Annotated in this window: 18 protein-coding genes and 1 tRNA gene; 11 read left to right on the top strand and 8 right to left on the bottom strand. The window is 35.1% G+C overall.

What is annotated here, in order from left to right:
• The first annotated feature begins 10 nt into the window (after positions 1-10).
• The 3 genes from asd (at position 11) to NMY3_RS16425 (ending at position 2,595) form a co-directional block, all read left to right on the top strand.
• A complete protein-coding gene (gene asd, locus NMY3_RS16435) occupies positions 11-1,093 on the top strand; it encodes an aspartate-semialdehyde dehydrogenase (RefSeq protein ID WP_196816880.1) in 1,083 nt (360 codons plus the stop codon).
• A gap of 85 nt (positions 1,094-1,178) precedes the next feature.
• Complete coding sequence (locus NMY3_RS16430; protein ID WP_196816879.1) at positions 1,179-1,640, top strand: Lrp/AsnC family transcriptional regulator; 462 nt, start codon at positions 1,179-1,181, stop codon at positions 1,638-1,640.
• A 76-nt stretch (positions 1,641-1,716) separates the two neighbouring features.
• Positions 1,717-2,595 (top strand): heme o synthase, encoded by an 879-nt coding sequence (locus NMY3_RS16425; RefSeq protein WP_196816878.1) that lies wholly within the window; start codon positions 1,717-1,719, stop codon positions 2,593-2,595.
• A 56-nt stretch (positions 2,596-2,651) separates the two neighbouring features.
• Here the strand turns inward: NMY3_RS16425 and NMY3_RS16420 are convergent, their stop codons facing one another.
• A complete protein-coding gene (locus NMY3_RS16420) occupies positions 2,652-3,077 on the bottom strand; it encodes a thioesterase family protein (protein ID WP_196816877.1) in 426 nt (141 codons plus the stop codon).
• 131 nt (positions 3,078-3,208) lie between these two features.
• Between NMY3_RS16420 and thsB the strand changes: the two genes are divergently transcribed.
• Together thsB and NMY3_RS16410 are read left to right on the top strand one after the other, a co-directional pair.
• Entirely contained in the window at positions 3,209-4,903 is a 1,695-nt protein-coding gene (thsB, locus tag NMY3_RS16415) for a thermosome subunit beta (protein WP_196816876.1), read from the top strand.
• A gap of 138 nt (positions 4,904-5,041) precedes the next feature.
• Positions 5,042-6,427 carry a carbohydrate kinase family protein gene (locus NMY3_RS16410; RefSeq protein WP_196816875.1) on the top strand — a complete coding sequence of 462 codons (1,386 nt, stop codon included), beginning with the start codon at positions 5,042-5,044 and terminating at the stop codon, positions 6,425-6,427.
• Here the strand turns inward: NMY3_RS16410 and NMY3_RS16405 are convergent.
• Positions 6,414-6,971 carry an NUDIX hydrolase gene (locus tag NMY3_RS16405; protein WP_196816874.1) on the bottom strand — a complete coding sequence of 186 codons (558 nt, stop codon included), beginning with the start codon at positions 6,969-6,971 and terminating at the stop codon, positions 6,414-6,416. The genes NMY3_RS16410 and NMY3_RS16405 overlap by 14 nt on opposite strands.
• Before the next feature lie 196 nt (positions 6,972-7,167).
• On the opposite strand from NMY3_RS16405, the gene NMY3_RS16400 reads away from it, so the two are divergent.
• Positions 7,168-8,241 (top strand): formate--phosphoribosylaminoimidazolecarboxamide ligase, encoded by a 1,074-nt coding sequence (locus tag NMY3_RS16400; RefSeq protein WP_231100143.1) that lies wholly within the window; start codon positions 7,168-7,170, stop codon positions 8,239-8,241.
• 77 nt (positions 8,242-8,318) lie between these two features.
• Here the strand turns inward: NMY3_RS16400 and NMY3_RS16395 are convergent, their stop codons facing one another.
• From NMY3_RS16395 to NMY3_RS16385, 3 genes are all read right to left on the bottom strand, one after another.
• Complete coding sequence (locus tag NMY3_RS16395) at positions 8,319-8,579, bottom strand: winged helix-turn-helix domain-containing protein (protein ID WP_196816873.1); 261 nt, start codon at positions 8,577-8,579, stop codon at positions 8,319-8,321.
• A gap of 164 nt (positions 8,580-8,743) precedes the next feature.
• Positions 8,744-9,385, bottom strand: coding sequence for a tRNA (cytidine(56)-2'-O)-methyltransferase (locus NMY3_RS16390; protein WP_231100142.1), 642 nt, complete (start codon positions 9,383-9,385; stop codon positions 8,744-8,746).
• Positions 9,386-9,462: 77 nt separating this feature from the next.
• A complete protein-coding gene (locus NMY3_RS16385; protein WP_196816872.1) occupies positions 9,463-9,978 on the bottom strand; it encodes a helix-turn-helix domain-containing protein in 516 nt (171 codons plus the stop codon).
• Between the two features lie 955 nt (positions 9,979-10,933).
• On the opposite strand from NMY3_RS16385, the gene NMY3_RS16380 reads away from it, so the two are divergent.
• The 4 genes from NMY3_RS16380 (at position 10,934) to NMY3_RS16365 (ending at position 12,885) form a co-directional block, all read left to right on the top strand.
• Positions 10,934-11,449 (top strand): PUA domain-containing protein, encoded by a 516-nt coding sequence (locus tag NMY3_RS16380; RefSeq protein WP_196816871.1) that lies wholly within the window; start codon positions 10,934-10,936, stop codon positions 11,447-11,449.
• Between the two features lie 8 nt (positions 11,450-11,457).
• Positions 11,458-11,796 (top strand): nascent polypeptide-associated complex protein, encoded by a 339-nt coding sequence (locus tag NMY3_RS16375; protein ID WP_231100141.1) that lies wholly within the window; start codon positions 11,458-11,460, stop codon positions 11,794-11,796.
• 316 nt (positions 11,797-12,112) lie between these two features.
• Positions 12,113-12,763, top strand: coding sequence for a hypothetical protein (locus NMY3_RS16370; RefSeq protein WP_196816870.1), 651 nt, complete (start codon positions 12,113-12,115; stop codon positions 12,761-12,763).
• A 47-nt stretch (positions 12,764-12,810) separates the two neighbouring features.
• Positions 12,811-12,885: transfer RNA gene (locus NMY3_RS16365), tRNA-Gly, on the top strand.
• A gap of 100 nt (positions 12,886-12,985) precedes the next feature.
• Here NMY3_RS16365 and NMY3_RS16360 read toward each other — a convergent pair.
• Together NMY3_RS16360 and NMY3_RS16355 are read right to left on the bottom strand one after the other, a co-directional pair.
• Positions 12,986-14,026 (bottom strand): alpha/beta fold hydrolase, encoded by a 1,041-nt coding sequence (locus NMY3_RS16360; RefSeq protein ID WP_196816869.1) that lies wholly within the window; start codon positions 14,024-14,026, stop codon positions 12,986-12,988.
• Positions 14,027-15,156: 1,130 nt separating this feature from the next.
• Complete coding sequence (locus tag NMY3_RS16355; protein WP_196816868.1) at positions 15,157-15,657, bottom strand: 4Fe-4S dicluster domain-containing protein; 501 nt, start codon at positions 15,655-15,657, stop codon at positions 15,157-15,159.
• 833 nt (positions 15,658-16,490) lie between these two features.
• Between NMY3_RS16355 and NMY3_RS16350 the strand changes: the two genes are divergently transcribed.
• The gene (locus NMY3_RS16350) at positions 16,491-16,745 is read left to right on the top strand and encodes a ChaB family protein (protein ID WP_196816867.1); all 255 of its coding nucleotides are present in this window, start codon (positions 16,491-16,493) and stop codon (positions 16,743-16,745) included.
• Positions 16,746-17,196: 451 nt separating this feature from the next.
• On the opposite strand, the gene NMY3_RS16345 is transcribed toward NMY3_RS16350, so the two are convergent.
• Positions 17,197-18,069: a ParB/RepB/Spo0J family partition protein gene (locus NMY3_RS16345; protein ID WP_196816866.1), complete on the bottom strand. Its 873-nt coding sequence runs from the start codon at positions 18,067-18,069 to the stop codon at positions 17,197-17,199.
• Positions 18,070-18,203: the final 134 nt, after the last annotated feature.

The following is an 18,203-nucleotide window of genomic DNA, read 5'->3' as shown; positions in this document are numbered from 1 at the left end:
CCATTTCAATATGTTAAAAGTAGCGTTAATCGGTTCAACTGGTGCTGTTGGTCAGGAATTTGTAGTTGCACTTGACAAGCATCCTTGGTTTAATTTAACTCATATTGTCTCTTCTGAAAGATCGGCTGGCAAAAAATATGTGGACGCAATCAGAGATCCTCAGTCAGGTATACTAAAGTGGCATAATCGAGAACAAATCCCAGAATATGTTAGAGACAAGACCATATCTAAATTTGACGACATAAATCCAAAGGATTTTGATTTGATTTTTACTGCACTGGAATCTGATGACGCACAAATAATCGAACCAAAGTTAGCAGCTCATGTTCCTGTTATTAGTACAGCTGCTGCTTTCAGATATGAAAACGATGTTCCAATTTTGATTCCTGGAATCAATGATGACCACACTGATCTTTTAAAAAAGCAGCAGGAGGAGCGTCAATGGAAAGGCTTTATCGCCCCGATGCCCAATTGCACTACTACTGGGCTCGCTATTACTCTAAAACCTTTGATAGATAGCTTTGGAGTGAAAAGTGTTTTTATGACCTCAATGCAAGCATTGTCTGGAGCAGGTAGGTCCCCTGGTGTTATTGCTTTGGATATATTAGACAATGTCATTCCATACATTCCTAAAGAGGAAGAAAAAGTACAAATAGAAACCAAAAAAATATTGGGCAAATATGATAATGAATCTAAAGAAATCTCTGTTAATGATGTAAAGGTCAGTTGCACCTGTACTAGGGTACCAGTGTCTGATGGTCATACCGAGGTGGTCTTTGTAGAGACAATCGAGAATGCAGACCCATCGTCAGTTAAAAAGAAAATGATGGAATTTTCTGACAATGTATCAATAAAGAGACTTCCTACTGCTCCACGAGAATACATTGTAGTCAATGATGATCCTACAAGACCTCAGCCACGAGTAGACCGAGAAATCAATGATGGTATGACCACAGTGGTTGGTAGATTGCGAAAGGATTCCGTGTTTGACAATGGAATAAAGTACGTTTTATTGACTCACAATGAAAAAATGGGTTCAGCAAAAGGAGCAGTATTACTGGCAGAGTTGTTCAAAACAAAAAAAATTATATAAATTTTTTTAAAAATAAACAAACTTTATAACAAAAACAAAAATTATACATTTATTAACCACGAAAAAATAGTATATTTTGAAAATTATGGGAAGAATTGACGATCTTGATCTCAAAATATTAAGCGAGTTGTCAAAAGATGCAAGCATATCGGTTCCCAGGCTTTCAAAAAAAATCAATATCAATTCCTCTGTGGTCTATAGCAGAATCAAGCGACTTGTCAAGAGAGGTTTGATTAAGAAATTCACAATTGTAATAAATGATGAAGCCTTAGGTTTTAACGTTAAAGCATTAACTGGAATTACTATGGATTCTAAATTAAGGGATAATGTGCTTGGAGAGCTTTTTAAGATTCCCGAGGTCAGAGAAGTTGCCGAAGTTACCGGAAGATTTGACGTGCTGGTAACCATGACTGCTCGTTCTCTAGATGAAATGCATCAAATCATATCTGAGAAAGTGGGAAGGATCGAGGGAGTACAGAAAACTGAAACATTTATCGAGATGAGAAAGACTTCACGAGAAATAATATCAAATTCTGTACCTAAGTAAAAAAATTCTCTCAAGATATAAATAACTATTTTATTTATAATATGGTGGTAGGTTAATAGACTATTTGGTTTTAGAGATGAAGACAGTTGGTAACCAAGTTAAAAATTATTACGAGCTGACAAAACCAAAAATTTGGTATCTACTTGTTTTCACAGCTATAGGTGCTGCGGTATCAGCAACCTGGTTATTTGACGTTCAGGTCAGTTGGCTGACTTGGGCTTTATTGTTCTTTGCAATAGCTGCAGGCTCTGCAGCTGCGGATACACTTACGGGATATAACGATAGAGACATTGACGCGATAATGGAGAGAACAAAAGGTCGTCCGATTCCCTCAGGAAGAATTTCCCCACGTAATGCTTTAGTTTTTGGGCTCATTTTAGCAGGGGTTTCTCTAGTTTGTTCTTGGTTCATAAACATATGGGCATTTGGGTTAATGGCATTTGGCTTGTTTGATAACATCATAGTATACAGTAAATGGCTAAAACGAACCAGTCAATCTAATATTATATTGGGTGGATTTTCTGGCGGTGCCCCAGCATTGATTGGCTATATAGCAATAACATTTCAACATGTGGAAATAGGTATTGCAATGGCCGGCCTTGTCTTTTTCTGGATTCCTACACACATCTGGAGTTTGGCATTACACGTAAAAGAGGATTACAAAAAGGCCAATGTCCCGATGCTTCCTGTCGTATCAAGCGAGTCTAAATCTGTGAGAATAATAGCACTAACAACTTTGATGATGGTTGTATTTAGTGTACTGCCATTTTTCTTTAATCTATTTGGTTTGATATATCTTTTGACTGCTACCGTATTTGGTATTGTGATGATAATTTTGTCTGTGTGGTTATTGCTAAAACCAAGTGAAAAAACTTCTTGGTTGGTATTTAAATTTAGCAGTCCATATTTGGCGGCATTATTTATTGCTTTTATGGTAGATGCGTTCTTTCACTAGAATGCTTTCTTATTTTTTTCCAACTCGCAACAAATCAACTCTGGATTGATGTTTGCTCATCTTTTTTGAAATTCATCTAGTCTTTTTACCTTCAAGTCGAACTTTTCTTTGAATTTGGGAATATTGATTATGAACCTTTCATGCTTTCCCTCCCCTATCTGTTCTAAATTGTCTTCTGTAGATACTTTGAACTGAACTCTTCTTCCATCCACTCCTATGATTTCGGCTTTCAGAATTATCTCCGCCCCTACAGGAGTTGCAGCAGTATGATTAATGTCTACAACGGTACCTACCGAATCCCATTCTGAATCAACCTTTAGAAATTGTTCTTTTAATAATAGTCTACAGGTTTCTTCCATTTCTGATATCATAGACGGTGTCGAGAAAACATTTTCACCTTCCCAAAGAAAACTGGTAGTCTGATTGTGGTTAACTTTAATTCTCCTTTCATTTTCGGATCCTAATTTGATTTCAAAATCCATAAGAATTATTCTGTTTGCTCTGATAAATTATTTGTTGGTCTTGATATCCCATTTTTTGGCATTTTATTTGTGAAACCTATAAAAGGGGCTTATCGAAAAATTGTACCATTCTATTAAGGTGATATGAGAACATGGCTTCAATTCAACAAACAGCTGGTGGTATGCCAGTATTAATATTAAAAGAAGGAACTAAAGAAAATAAAGGCAGAGAGGCACAAAAAAATAACATTTCTGCAGCAAAGTTAGTAGCGGAAATTGTAAGATCTAGTTTAGGACCACGTGGCATGGATAAAATGCTAGTGGATTCTTTGGGTGATGTCACTATTACCAACGACGGTGCAACTATTTTGAAAGAGATAGATGTTCAACATCCTGCAGCTAAAATAATGGTAGAGGTAGCAAAATCTGTCGATAATGAAGTCGGTGATGGGACTACCTCCTCTGTAATTTTTACGGGAGCGCTTTTAGAAAAAGCAGAACAATTGATAAGCAAGGATGTTCATCCATCTGCAATTGTAGATGGCTATACTGCAGCTTCTGAGCAAGCATTAGTCATCCTAAATAAAATAGGAATAAAAGTTAATGTCAATGACAAGGATCTTCTTATTAAAATTGCAAAAACCAGTATGGAATCTAAATTGGTATCTGATGATAGTCCAATATTGAGTGAAATTGTGGTAAGTGCTGCCAAACAAGTTGCAGAAAAAAATACCTCAGGTGACGGTTTACGAGTGGATTTAGACAATATCAAGGTTGAGAAGAAAGCAGGAGGTTCAATACGCGATACATCATTCATCCAAGGAATTGTTTTAGATAAGGAAATAGTTCATGCTGGGATGCCAAAGAGAGTCGACAACGCAAAGATTGCCCTCATAAATTCTGCTCTTGAAATCGAAAAAACAGAAATGAGCGCAGAAATTAGAATCAGTGAGCCCCAACAAATGCAAATGTTCTTAGAAGAAGAAAATAGGATGCTCAAGGATATGGTTGACAAGATAAAATCAGTTGGAGCTAACGTCGTATTATGTCAAAAGGGAATTGATGATATTGCACAACATTATTTGGCTAAGGCAAACGTACTGGCAGTAAGGCGAGTAAAAGAAAGCGATATGTTCAAACTTTCAAAGGCTACAGGTGCAAGACTGGTAAACAATCTAGATGACTTGAGTGAAAGTGATTTAGGCATCGCTAATTTAGTTGAAGAAAGAAAAGTTGAAACTGACAAGTGGGTGTTCATAGAAGGATGCAAAAATCCAAAAGCAGTAACTATTCTTGTACGTGGTGGGTCACAAAGAGTAGTTGATGAAGCTGATAGATCTTTACATGATGCATTGATGGTTATGAAGGATGTGTTGGAAAAACCATCCATAGTTGCAGGCGGTGGCTCACCTGAAGCATACATAGCCAATGAGTTAAGACAATGGTCTAGCAGTCTTGAAGGTCGATCACAATTAGCCGCTCAGAAATTTGCTGAAGCATTAGAAGTAATACCTTTAACCCTTGCAGAGAATGCTGGTATGGATCCTATTGATACCATGGCTGATTTGAAGGCAAAACAATCAAAGGGATCCAAATGGATTGGTATCAATGTAAAGACCACCACTGTCTCAGATATTTATAAAAATAATATACTCGAACCAACTGTAATTAAAGAACAAATTATAAAGTCAGCTACTGAAACCGCTTGCATGCTATTGAGAATTGATGACGTAATTGCAGCCACAAAGTCTAGAATGCCCGCTGGTCCACCTGGTGGCATGGGCGGCATGGGCGGCATGGGCGGCATGGGCGGCATGGGCGGCATGGGCGGCATGGATATGGACTAATCCATTCCATTCTGTTCCATCTGCCTATATTACAAAAAAGATTAATTATTTTTTTTTGAATATGTCCGTCGCTTTATTTTATTTATTTCTCAGGTCTTTCTGATACCATTATATTTATCAACATTCAAAATTCATACCGTGAATCCTTGGACTATTGTATCCTCTTCTCCTATCCTCAATTCTCCTAACCTATTTCCTTGCTCTCCCTCATCATCGTTTTATCATTTGTCTTTTTCATCAAAATCTTTAGAAAGAATTTTTTCTTCAACGGATAATGATTCTTTTCTACGTCCCGACCACAATCAAAACCCTCATAAAGAAAACACAAAACCGCCTGACAAAATGGTTAAAGAAGAAAATCGCAAGACTATGACAAGTCAGATTTTTGGGAATTCCCATACTCATAATATACTCAGAAATCTACTTGTCAAACTTTTAGATATTAAGAAAGATGGGAATCATCAACCTCAGGTTACCATTTTGCCCGATTTTTTTGTAGATAGGATTATCGAAGTATCGGACTATTCTCTTTTTATGAATGATATTCAAAAAAAGATTGTTGCAAGAGGTGGAAGTATGCGAGGGTATTCTAGTTTAGATATCAAAGGTGGTAACGCAGTTAATATGGCATATAGTCTAGCAAAACTCAATATTCATGTAGAGCTATTTACCATAGCAGATAAAATTGGTTCTGCTATCTTACAATCTGTATTTTTGCCCTTTAAAAAAAATGTGAATCTTCATATCATAAAAGGAAAACATGGATTATCAACAGTATTTGAATTTTCAAAATCAACCACTTCCTCCTCCTCCTCCTCCACTCCCTCAAACGTGATGGTAAGTGATGTAGGAGATAACGACAATTTTGGTCCAGAACTTATTGAATCACAAGAAGTGAATATGATCTTGCAATCTTCAGATGCTGTGATAATGACAAATTGGGCGTCAAATCTAAGAGGAACCGACTTATTGGACTATGTCTTTACAAATTCCCCTAGATCAGTTCATTTTCTGGATCCTGCTGATATTGAGAGGAGATGTTTTGAATTCATTAATGTACTAGAAAATCGTTCCAATTTAGTAGATTTTCTAAGTATTAATGAAAATGAATATAATCTGATAATTAAGGCATTAGAGAGCATAATGGGTCAAAAAAATAGTAATCTTTTGGTCTTTGATAACAACTTATACCCTGATAATACCAGTGCCTTTTGCGAATCAGCAAAGTTGCTTTCTAATTTTATTAATTTAACAGTATGTATACATACAACAAGGGGATCTGCAATATCTGATGGTCATGAATCGTTATTTGTAGATTCGATTGTTCCATCCAAAATTGATATTGTAAGTGGAGCAGGAGATTCATGGGATGCCGGTTTCATTTTTGGACACTTGTATGGATTCACAACTATAGAGAAAATTTGTTTTGCAAATTTATTATCCTCACTCCATGTAGGAAATCTATTTGGTGACAACCCTTCTTTATCTGAAATTATTGATTTTATCAAAACTAGTTATTTTTAAATACATTTTCATTGCCAAGAGCAAAATAATAGAGAAATATTGCTGTAACAGTTTTACAGTCTATAATTGTTCCATCATAGCAATATTTTATGGCATCATTTAATTTAACAACAAAGCTAGTAATATTTTCATCCTCATCCATTTTTTTTGGGTCGTCCAGTTTAGACATGTTTTCTGCAACGAAAAAATGCATTAATTCGGTATCATAACTTGGTGCCAAAAAACACCGAGTAAGCGGTTTTAGCTCCCCTAAATATCCTGTTTCTTCTGCTAACTCCCTTCTTGCTGCTTCATAGGGTATTTCATTATTTTCAATCTTGCCTGCAGGTATTTCAATTAAAGATTTGTTTACGGCATGTCTGAATTGCTTAATTAACAAAATCTCTTTTTTATTTACGATGGGTATTATTCCGACAGAAGGACTATGCTCAACTACCTCCTTTCTAAAGACTTTTCCATTGTAGTTGAACGTATCTATTCTTAATCTTACAGGACCTTCATGGACCACTTTTTTGCTTATGACGCTATATCCTTCTTTAGACATTCTCATTAAAAGTAATTTTTGACCAATATTTACTAATTGCGTCTATATGGTGTTGTTGGTCACCACATTTCGTTTTCCTATTCTTTCTTTTTGTTTGTATTGTGTCAATTATCATCCTATTTTTTTTGCGTGATTTGATGAGAAACAAAAAAATTAATCTCCGATAGAATTTCAATTATTAATCGGGTTATGAACTATGAATGATCAAACTGCTAAAAGAAACTTCGATTTAGGTATTGATAAGCAAACTGTTATGACTTTGGGCTCACATTGCTCGTTACAGGTATTAAAAGGAGCAAAAGACGAAGGTCTTAATACCTTGTTAGTATGTGAAGAAAAACGATTTGATATGTACAAAAGGTTCAAATTTATTGACAATATTGTATCGATCAAAAATTTTAAAGAAATCATAAATAAGAATTTCCAAGATGAACTAATTGAAAAGTATAGTCCAATCTTGATCCCTCATGGAACCTTGATTTCTACATTAAATATGGATGAACTGGAGAGTATTAGAATACCTATATTTGGTAATAAATGGATCCTAAGATGGGAATCAGACAGGATGCTAAAGCAGCAATTAATGGACGAATCAAAGTTGCCATCTCCGACTCAAATACCCTCCAAGAATGAAATTGATGGCTTGTGTATAGTGAAATTGCATGGAGCAGCTGGAGGAAAAGGATATTTCCTGGTTACTGATAAAAAGGGATTCGAAGAACAAGCACAAAAACTCATAAAATCACGAGTAATAGGATCCGAGGAAAATCTGTTTATACAAAAATATGCTAACGGAGTCCCCGTTTATTTACAATACTTTTATTCACCTATCACCAATGAGCTTGAGTTATTGGGGATAGACAGACGTTATGAAACTGATATAGATGCGATAGGGCGTATCCCATCAAAGTTTCAAATATCTTCTAACATTGAGCCGTCTTATACTGTTGTAGGAAATATACCAATCGTACTAAGAGAATCTTTGCTTCCTGAGGTTTACTCTATGGGTGAACGATTTGTTGAATCATCAAAAAGATTAGTCCCCCCAGGAATGCCTGGACCATTTTGCATTGAAGGTGTTTATGATAATAATGCTAATTTTATTGCATTTGAATTTTCAGCGCGCATTGTAGCTGGAACAAACTTGTACGTTTCGGGTTCACCTTATTCAGATTTGCTGTTTGAGACTCCAATGAGTATGGGCCGGAGAATCTCCTTAGAAATAAAAAGGGCTATTGAATCATCTAAAATGGGTTTAATTACAACTTGATCTTTTCAAGAATATGACCTGATGGATGCAAGAAAAGAAAATGCCTGCATACAATCAAATCAAGTAGTCATATTAAATCAAATTAATTTTGTTGATAATGTGAAATCTTTTCTCTTGTCTATTTCAACCAACAAATCCATTCCCTCTTTAGTTATGACATAATATTTTGAATTCTTTAATACATAATTTTTCATCCTTTCTAGGTGATAATAGATAGATCCTGTGGATAGACCTGTGATGGTTCTGATTTCAGAAAAACATGCGGATCCATTCTTCTTTACAATAGCTCTCAATATTTTGATCCTGGTTCTTTTTGCCCGAAGCTGTGTATCACCCATTGACTCTATCATTTAATCCTGTTTTTTTTATTTCTTGTGGTGTTGTTTATTATAACTTAATTATATAAGATTCGATTGACCATTCTCTTTTAATGAGTGTTATCTAATATTCTACTGGTTTGATGAGTACAATTTGGTCCCTTTAGCGATGACTGTATGCATACTTAACTATCCTTATTTTGATTTCTTTTAGGGCGAGAATAAATGCTACTACTATTACTATTGCTTGGGTAGTCCTGATTCCTCTGCATCACATTTTTCCCCCTCTCTGAAGGTATGATTTTCATTTTTTCATCCAAAAAACTCTTGTTAAACTGGTTCCCATCAAATATTCTATCTAGAAAAATTGCTAAAGCAGCAATTTCTGAGTGAGGTTGACTTCCAATTGCAATATTATAATCAGCAAGAAAATAAACCTCTTTTGGAACCTTTTCTGCTCCTATTACGACTAATATTTTTTGATCTAATTCTTTGATCTCTCTTATTTTTTGATTGATGGGTGCTCCATACATTGTAAGATGAACGACTATACCGCCATTTTCTTTCCATGTTTTGATTACCTTTTTCCAATTATCAATAATTTCAAGTCTAAATTCATTTTCTCCTCCCCATCGTTTATTGACCTTATCTATTGTTTTCTTTATTTCATCATCCACATCAGTCATGTAGATTACTTCGCTTCCCATTGCCCTTGATACCAATACAGCGTGAGTAGTAGTCCTGTCATCTCTTACAAGTCTGTGTCCTATTCTAAGTACTGCTACAGATAGTGGCATAGTTCTTAGATATCTCTCCGCCACGACCATGCTATCATCTTTTCAATCCTAATGGACAACTAAAATCGAATAAAAAGATTAGCTTTTGTTGCTTTTATTATCCTATTCTATTCTTCTACATTCTCTTCATTGGGATTTATGAATAGTGTTATTCCCAAAAACCGTTCAAGTTTCTTTGCCAAAATCTCATCAGGCCTTATCGAACCTGTTTCAATTTTCTTTATGAGGGTCACTTTTTCGTTAATTTTTTGTCCAAGTTGTTCGTGCGTTAGTCCTTTTTTACTCCTGGCATTTCTTATTAAGGATGGAAATTCCGGATCAAGAATGAGTTCATCAACCCAGTTGATTTTCTTTAGGGGTGGTGGTTTAATTCTTGGAGCTGGTCTTATTTTTCTGGCGTACAGATTCTTTGAACCTTGCTGTGGACCAGAAGTAGGCTTAGGGGATAAATATCCTACAGGATTTGTCACTTTTGGTGAACCTATGTTCTTTGAAATACTATTGGATTCTACTGGTTTGCCTCTTTTTGAACAAGACAAACAGACGCTCATAATTGATTTCTCAATTATTACTTTCTTGCTTACCTCGGTATGTTTTCCGCATAATTCACAAAAAGAAACCATGTATGTAATAAATCGAGTCTAATTTATTAGGATTTGTTGTCCGTGACTGCGTCTCTTTATTATTCCGATCTAAACATATCTCAACTAACGAAAATTGTAGGCAACTGTGATTTCTAGCATATTTTGACCTTGCTTATGGGACCATAAAATAGTTTGACTGTTCATGGCTCATCCAAATTGACCCGTTAGCAACTACATGATCTCCTTTAACCCTGGGTTTGTCCCACCAACAATTGTGCATTTAGAATCATGAGCATACAAGAGGAGTCTTAGAGTACACGATTTGGCATAATAGCAGAGGAATTGATATTCGTTTTATCTCTCCTTATAGGCTGTATCAATAAGTTCAGACATTTTGGCATAAGACTATTTGGAATAAGGGCATCCGTTTCACTAGCCCGCAATTATCTTCCAAACGACCTTCAAATTCTCTAATTGTATGTTGTATATAGGATATGATGAAAGCAAGACACAGGTCTGAACCGTCAGTCTTTTGGTCATTTATTAATAGTTTAACATATTACCTATCTAGGCCTGACCTTTTTCTTTGCTATATACAACAAAAAGCATACGTTGACATACCATTGCTGTCATAATTTGTTAATATATCTGTGTGTACCTATAATGAATTCTCTTTATATAACATTAGTTTCCCTGGACTTGAAATACGATATGCAAAGAGCAAGCAAAAATTGAACTCTTCATTAGTCGGTACTAAGTTTTTGATATAATGGAATTAGTAGAGAAACCATAAAAAACACTCATTAATTACAGATTTTTACATACTCTAATCCAAGTACTGTAAAAATCATGAATAATTTTAAAATATTTATGATTTTCAAGTTATAGGAGTGATTTGTTGAGTGGCGAAATAATGCCCTATGGTATCGAGGGTCCTTAATAGTTAGCAATTCAGATGGTTTTTATTGTTGACATATATAGTTAGGTTGTTTAATTGCAAAAGCTATTTCTAGATCCGTATCAGAAAATATGCTCTCATGTGGATTTTCTCTTTGGAAGGGGGATCAGCTCAATTCTCCCAGAAGATTTAGAGCTTGAATATTCTAGAAAAACTGGGAAAATCAAGAGTTTTAGCATAGATGGAAAATTAATCGGAACCTTTCGAACTGATGGGGGAATTGCATTAACTATTGAAGGTGCCAATCTTTTCCTAAAACAAGAGGGGTATCAATCTAATTGTGTTGTGCCTATTGAAGATGCCATCCCTTTCGTATCCGAAGGTAGATCCCTATTCGTAAAGCATGTGTTAAAATGTGGTGAGAACGTTAAAAGCGGGTCGGATGTTGCAGTAATAGACAAAAATCAATCCGTTCTAGCTGTGGGTCGATCTTTGTTGCCTTTTTCATACTATTTACAGTCATTAGATGATATTGCTGATCATAATATGGGCTCACATATCCGTGGCATAGGAATAAAAATTAGAGAAGGAATAAAAAGCAGAAGTACTTAGGGATTTCTATGATGCGATCGGGCAATAGAGATATGCGCAGAATGCTTGACCGAATGGGTTTAGATATGAAAGACTTGGGTTCGGTGGAGGAAGTTATTATAAGAACCGATATGAAAGAAATATTTCTTAAAAAACCCCAGGTTGTTGAAATGAAAGGCAAAGATAGTACTATTTTTCAGGTTATTGCTACAGATATCGAAGAGACTAACAGGGATGTTCCTTCTTTTAAGGAAGAAGATATTGTTTTGGTTATGCAACAGGCAAATGTCTCAAAAGAAAAAGCGATCGTTGCTTTGACAGATACGAAGGGCGATCTTGCACAAGCTATACTTAATTTGACAGTTTAGCAAGTACATTCTCTTTTATCCAATAGATAAGGATACGAAAAGACATACTATATTTTTAAAGATTTAATAATTATTTGAAAATTATAGGAAATTATTATGATATTTGAATGATTTTCGTAACATTGCATGTAAAATGTTGCTTTTATTATTTAAATCTCACCGCTTTATGAATCTGCACATTAGCATGAGGAAAGTCATCTTGTGATTACTGTTGGATTTGGATCATTCAAAATTTGTAATTCTTGCATTTTGATTGCCAGAAAATTATACGTAATCTTTAATAGGCTTATAACATCACGCTAAAGTAGCAATAGAAATGTTCAACTTAACAAGTTGTCCACCAGTTATTGTTGCAACAGTATCAGGCCGTTCCTATTATAAAATAACAAATGTTTTAAAGTCGCTTGACTTACGCTTTTTGTCGTTATCACCTGAAGAAGCGGCCCTATCAACTGGGAAAGTTATAATTACAACCTTTGATGAATCCAAAATCGTAAATAGGGATAACATGTATTTGGATACCCAATTAGAAGAATTTCCTCTGTCTATAAAAGCAAAAATTCTACAAAATTGCATGGGCTACTTTGGTCCCTCTAAAGAACAATTGATAATCGGAGTAGATCCTGGAAAAAGGATTGGTATTTCTATCCTGTACTGCTATTTCGAATTAGATAGAATAATTTTGTCCTCGGTTAGTTCCACAGTTGAAAAAATCAGTTTTGTATTATCATCAATCGAGTCTCCTACTAAAATAGTTAGAATTGGTGATGGAAGCCTGGCTCTTTCTCATCAAATAGCCGGGATTCTAAAATCGTATTTCAAAGACGAGGTAGTTATTGAAATTGTAGACGAATATGGGACCTCCATAAGGCAAGGTACGGAAAAAAACCGTGGTGGGATCCGTGATATTAGCTCTGCTAGAAAAATTGCTTTTAGAAAGGGGAAAATATGGAATAGTTGCAAGTAGCAGCACAGCATTAAGTTATTAATACCGTGCGGTTAATTTTATTTCAGGCGAGGTTGGCCCAGCCTGGTTAAGGTACGAGCTTCCCAAGCTCGGGATCGCGGGTTCAAATCCCGCACTTCGCACTTCTAATTTCTATGTATAAATAGAGGATTTGAACCCCTTTGTCTACATTGTAATCAGGATAAGTTAATTAGATAGCCAAATGCTTCATTCAATGGCTAGTCAATTGTTTGGGCTAGTAGTCGATAGAAATGTATTTAATATTTTACCAATCTCATCCGGATATTGTGACGTAATTTGATGACCTGCATTTTTCATCTGTACAAGCCATGCTCCAGGGATTTTTTCCGCAATAATTAAAGAATTAGCAGCTGGTATAGTAACATCTTCAGTTCCAGTTATTACCAAGGTAGGTTTGGCTATATTTGGAAGCTGACTACATACGCCACTCCAGTTGGTTGACTTCCAGTTTTGTGTTATTTTCTCCTGTTGTATATAAGTATCAGGACCCATACCAGAAAGTAGCAAATCTTTGGCGTTTGTGGGAATGCTTTCAAGGATATCGGGATGAAGTTTGATCCATGTTGGTCCGTAGCTGAGAGCTACAGCCGCTTTTACTTCCTGTGGTTCTATTGAAGTGTTATTTACAACACTACTTAGGAGCTTTTTAGCCAGTTCTAAAACTTCAGGGCTATTAGGTACATTATCTTTTCCACCACATGTTGAAGCAATAAGTACAAGTCTGTCGACCTTCTCAGGATGAGTAAGAACAAACTGCTGAGCTATAAGTGAACCCATAGAATACCCAAGAACGTTTGCTTTTTGAATCTTCAGACCGTCAAGTAAACCAGCAGTATCATTTGCAAATTGCTGAATTGAGAATTGTTTTGTACCAGTTGTTGTATTTCCAACTCCACGATTATCCAATATTATTACAGTATGATTTGAGGATAGGTCTCTTAAAATAGATGGTTCCCAACTATCCATAGACCCACCAACACCCTGAATAAGCAAAATAGGGTCACCTTTACCAAACATCTTGTACGCCATTTCAATATCTCCAACACGGACTTTTTCAACTGGAATGTCTTGTGTATTTACCAAATTGGTAACATTATTAGTGGAGTTGGCCTGAGTAGCATTTGTTTGACCGTTAACTGTATTAGTAAAGCCGTTAATCATACTTGTACTTGAGAAAATTATAGTAGAAATGAATACTATAATGAAAAGATAGCCTTTTCTTATCTGTCTATTATTATTCATAACCAAATTCACTCGAGGGAGTATATAAAGAGGGTGAAGTCTTGTGTGAAGACTATCTTGGTCAAATTATCCCTCTCTATAATCAATAACTATAGATAAAGGGATCGCGGGTTCTCATTCTTTATTATCGGGATTTGAACTTTACAATACAGCGAAGGGATCGCGGGTTCAAATCCCGCACTTCGCACTTCTTTTGAGATTGATTTGAACCCGAATGTTTACAATTATGTTTACAATTTAGGCACTAGAAGATAGTGGACTGTCTTCAGGTTTATTGTAGTAGATGCATTGACCAAGTTAGGAGTCCTTAATCCGGACTCGTTGTACCTGTGCGTGGCCTTTATCCATCTTTAGGGCCACGCATTATGTGGTATCAGTCATTTTGTTGATAACGACCAAATAACCTTTATATTTAAAGCAATAACCATAGAGCAAGTCTAGGATTTGTGTTGGTTCCACATATCGTACATGCCTAGATGACCAGTCAGTATACAAATAGTTATGACAGCAGTTTCATATATTGCTACTTTGACAGTATGGAATATAATGAAAGAAAAGACAATTAAATCGAATCAGAAAACAAACAAGTGAATGAATTCTTTAAGAATGTTAATGAATATAAAATACACTTTTCGTCAAATAAATATGTAGATAAGTCTGGGATAAATGGGGAACATTATAGTGTATTAATTGAGTATACTGAAGAAGGATAGTAACGGTTTCTACCCAACCAAGGAAATATAGACCGTTACTATTCTCACCGAGTAAGTAAGCTATGCAACCTTGCTATTCAAAGGCAATCATATGTTAAGAGGGGCCAGATATAAAGATGATGTGTTTATTTGCAAACGGATGTAATCAATATTATAATATAGTATGACATTAGGGGCCTAAGGGCCGCGATTAATTATCGATATTTAATAAAGTAACATACAGTATTATCGTTTCTAATTTGGATACTGACTATGAATAATAAAGACTGTTAATATAGGTGTATCTTGTTTTTCTGAAAACGAGATGTTAAAGTAAATAAATGAATAGTTAACCAATAGTGGTAGACTTTAATCGATGAGTACCAATTGCTGATGAGTAGAAACTTTTCTTTCAGTCTTTATTTAGCCAAGATATACCTAGGAAAATTTCTTTGCTTCCTCCTCATGAATTGGCAGGTTCGCCTCATCGACTTTGATGGAAGTCGTAGGACATACAGTCACGCAGGCCATACACCATATACATGCCTTCTCTCTGATAGGATCTGGTTTATCAGTATAATCTTTTCTTCCTTCCCTGCTGTGATCATCCCCAGTCCCTTCACTTGTGGCGTTTGCCATCTCTATGGCTGGAACATCTTGTTCTGACCTATACCATTGATAGACTTGTACGGGACAGGCTTCTATACAAGCTCCATCCGAGATACACGAGTCCCAATCTACTGCTACAAATGTGCCATGAACACCCAATGGGACATATTCCTCTCCTCTGGCTTTGTATGCTTCCTGAACTTCTTTATTTGTTGACGATTCTGCATCTGACCTTCCTGGACCCCACACCAAATGAAGATAATCTCCATCTGAAGTTGAATGCTTTCCGATCACTTGATGATTTTTTGGAAATTCTGGATCTATCGGCATGATGTAACCTTTACATAAAACTATTTAAGATGAACATATTCTGTTGCATGCGTTTGTTTGTGCTTTTCTCAATCCAATTGACGTATTTTCAAGTTTTATTGTTACACTAATCTTATTGAATACCAGTAAGGATCCATTACTGGTTAGTAGAGCATAATTTGGTATTATTTATGATCTTTCTAAGCGAAAATAAATAGCATTTTTACTTAACTTTCGACTAGATTCATCACGAACGTTCAGAGTAATTGAAATAGTTGATAGAAGCGAATCTTTTATATCTTCTTTGCTAGCATGTCTTGTTTCTTTTCTAATATAATTATCAAGATCCTTGGTGTATATTTTAACAATAAACAGTTTGAGATTCCTTTCTAATTCAGAATATAACTTAGTGTCTAATTGGACCTATGCATATTTGATAGTAATTGTTTCTTCATTTATGATTCGATGTCTGGAAAAATTATCTTTATAAAATCATCAATTTTGTCAAACTTTCGTATCATAAACGGTGTTCTTAGTGTAACTGAACCGGTCATCTAACAAGTGTTAGTTGATGGTAATGAAATAATCTTTGGTAAACGAATCGAAATCTCGACTAAGACATTACTAAACGATGATCTTAATAATTCCAGACAAATAGAGATTTATTGAAATATAATCCATTCATGCTAATAACTTTGGCAATTGGTACCTATTTTCTAAATGAATTTCTAATGCTAATGCATTAGTGCATGTGATTATCTCATTTTCCCATGCTGTTAATTTTTATAGATAGATCTACACAAAAGGTTATTTTTTTTGATGCCGTTTTTATCTTTTTTTATCCAGTAATGAATATGGCTAATAGGAAAAATAATGATGATAGTGGATTATCAGAAGCAACAGAGAAAAGAATAGATGACTTGCCAAAACACGCACAACATATATTCAAAAAAGCTCATGCCAGTGCAATTAAAGAATATAAAGATCCAGATAAAAGAAGAGAAGGTAAAAAGGTGTCTGCTGAAGAAGTCGCCCACAAGGTAGCATGGTCTGCTGTAAAAAAGGAATACGAGAAAAAGGGTGATGAATGGGTTAAGAAAGATGATTGATGAATGGATCAGATTGATAAAAAATAGTAGATTTGAAGTGGAGCTGCAAATCATGATTATCTGTTAACCAATCTTTTAGCCGTGTCAAATTCACTAAATTGACAAAAGACTAGCAAGTATCATCTTTATTTGATTGATCCGAACTGTGGGAAGTTATTGTGCATCCAGTTTGTCATCTTTAATCCATCTCTTTTTCAAAAAACTAGTTAAGAATAGTGCAAAGCTATAGGTAGAATGTCGAAGATATTGAATCCTTTATTAAGAAGGATAAAATCATTTGACTAAGCCCAGTCATTGTTCCATTTCTATAAATGAAATATTGTTACTTATATAAGGGATTATCCCATAAATAAAATGTTAAATCCATCATAGAATATTTGAATGAGATTTCCAAAACTTTAACACAATCACAATCATACATTCATAGGACAACGACTGATGATTAAATATATTATTTAATATGATTGCGGTACCGCAATATTTTCTTTTCATACTTCTTTTTACATTTTAAGAGAATCCCTATTTGATTATGAAGTATGTTTCTCTGGTATAGGAGTAGTTCCTGAATTAACAAATCATCTTTATTTTCCTCATCCATGATGGTGGCTATTTTATTTAAAGCAACCCTTAATACAATTATTGATTTATCAAATGCTCGTAGTTGGCTTCGTGTTTCAGAATCTGATGGATTATTTGATAACAAGTCATTACTTACAATTCTTCTTACTTTTTTTGTAGTTAAATGCTGACGGGCGACAAGTTTTGCTAAGTGAGACTGCTTTATTGGATCTTTGACCCGAAATAACTCCGCAGCAGTACTTGGGCTTAACTCTGACCTCTTAATACTATCTAGTACATCTTCGGGTAAATCAAGAAGTCCAATTCTCCTGATTATTGAGCTCGGACTTCTGCCTATTCTATTGGATAAATCTGTTACACCTCCCCAACCTTTATCAGAAACATATATTTTAAACGCGTTTGCTTCTTCAAGAGGCGTGAATGATTTTCGACGTATATTTTCGACCATTGCGACTTCAAATGTTTGCATATCGTCTAAATTGGCAATATGACAAGGGATTTTCTTCCAGTGTAAAGATTTGCATGCCAGAAACCTTCTGTACCCAGCTACTATTTCAAAATGATTTGACCTTGGTTTTACTACAAGCGGGTGCAAAAGTCCATGTTGCCTAATCGAATTTGCTATTTTTTCAATATTTAGACTATTTGAAATTCTCAGGTTATTAGATGGTAAATGAATATCAGAAATTCTTATATTTTCAATTTCTCCAAATAGACGACTACCGTTATTAAGTGTCGTAGCCATATTGAGACTATACATTAAAGGTTATAAAGATGTTAGACTGGATGTTCTTTTGGTAAAACACAACGAACATGAATTTTAATATTTTAGAATAGAGATAGTTCATGACGTGACGAACATTCCTACATGAATAATAA

The organism is Candidatus Nitrosocosmicus oleophilus (assembly GCF_000802205.1).
Lineage (GTDB): Archaea > Thermoproteota > Nitrososphaeria > Nitrososphaerales > Nitrososphaeraceae > Nitrosocosmicus > Nitrosocosmicus oleophilus.
The sequence above is the reverse complement of the archived record's forward strand: the minus strand, read 5'-3'. Positions and strand labels throughout refer to the sequence as shown.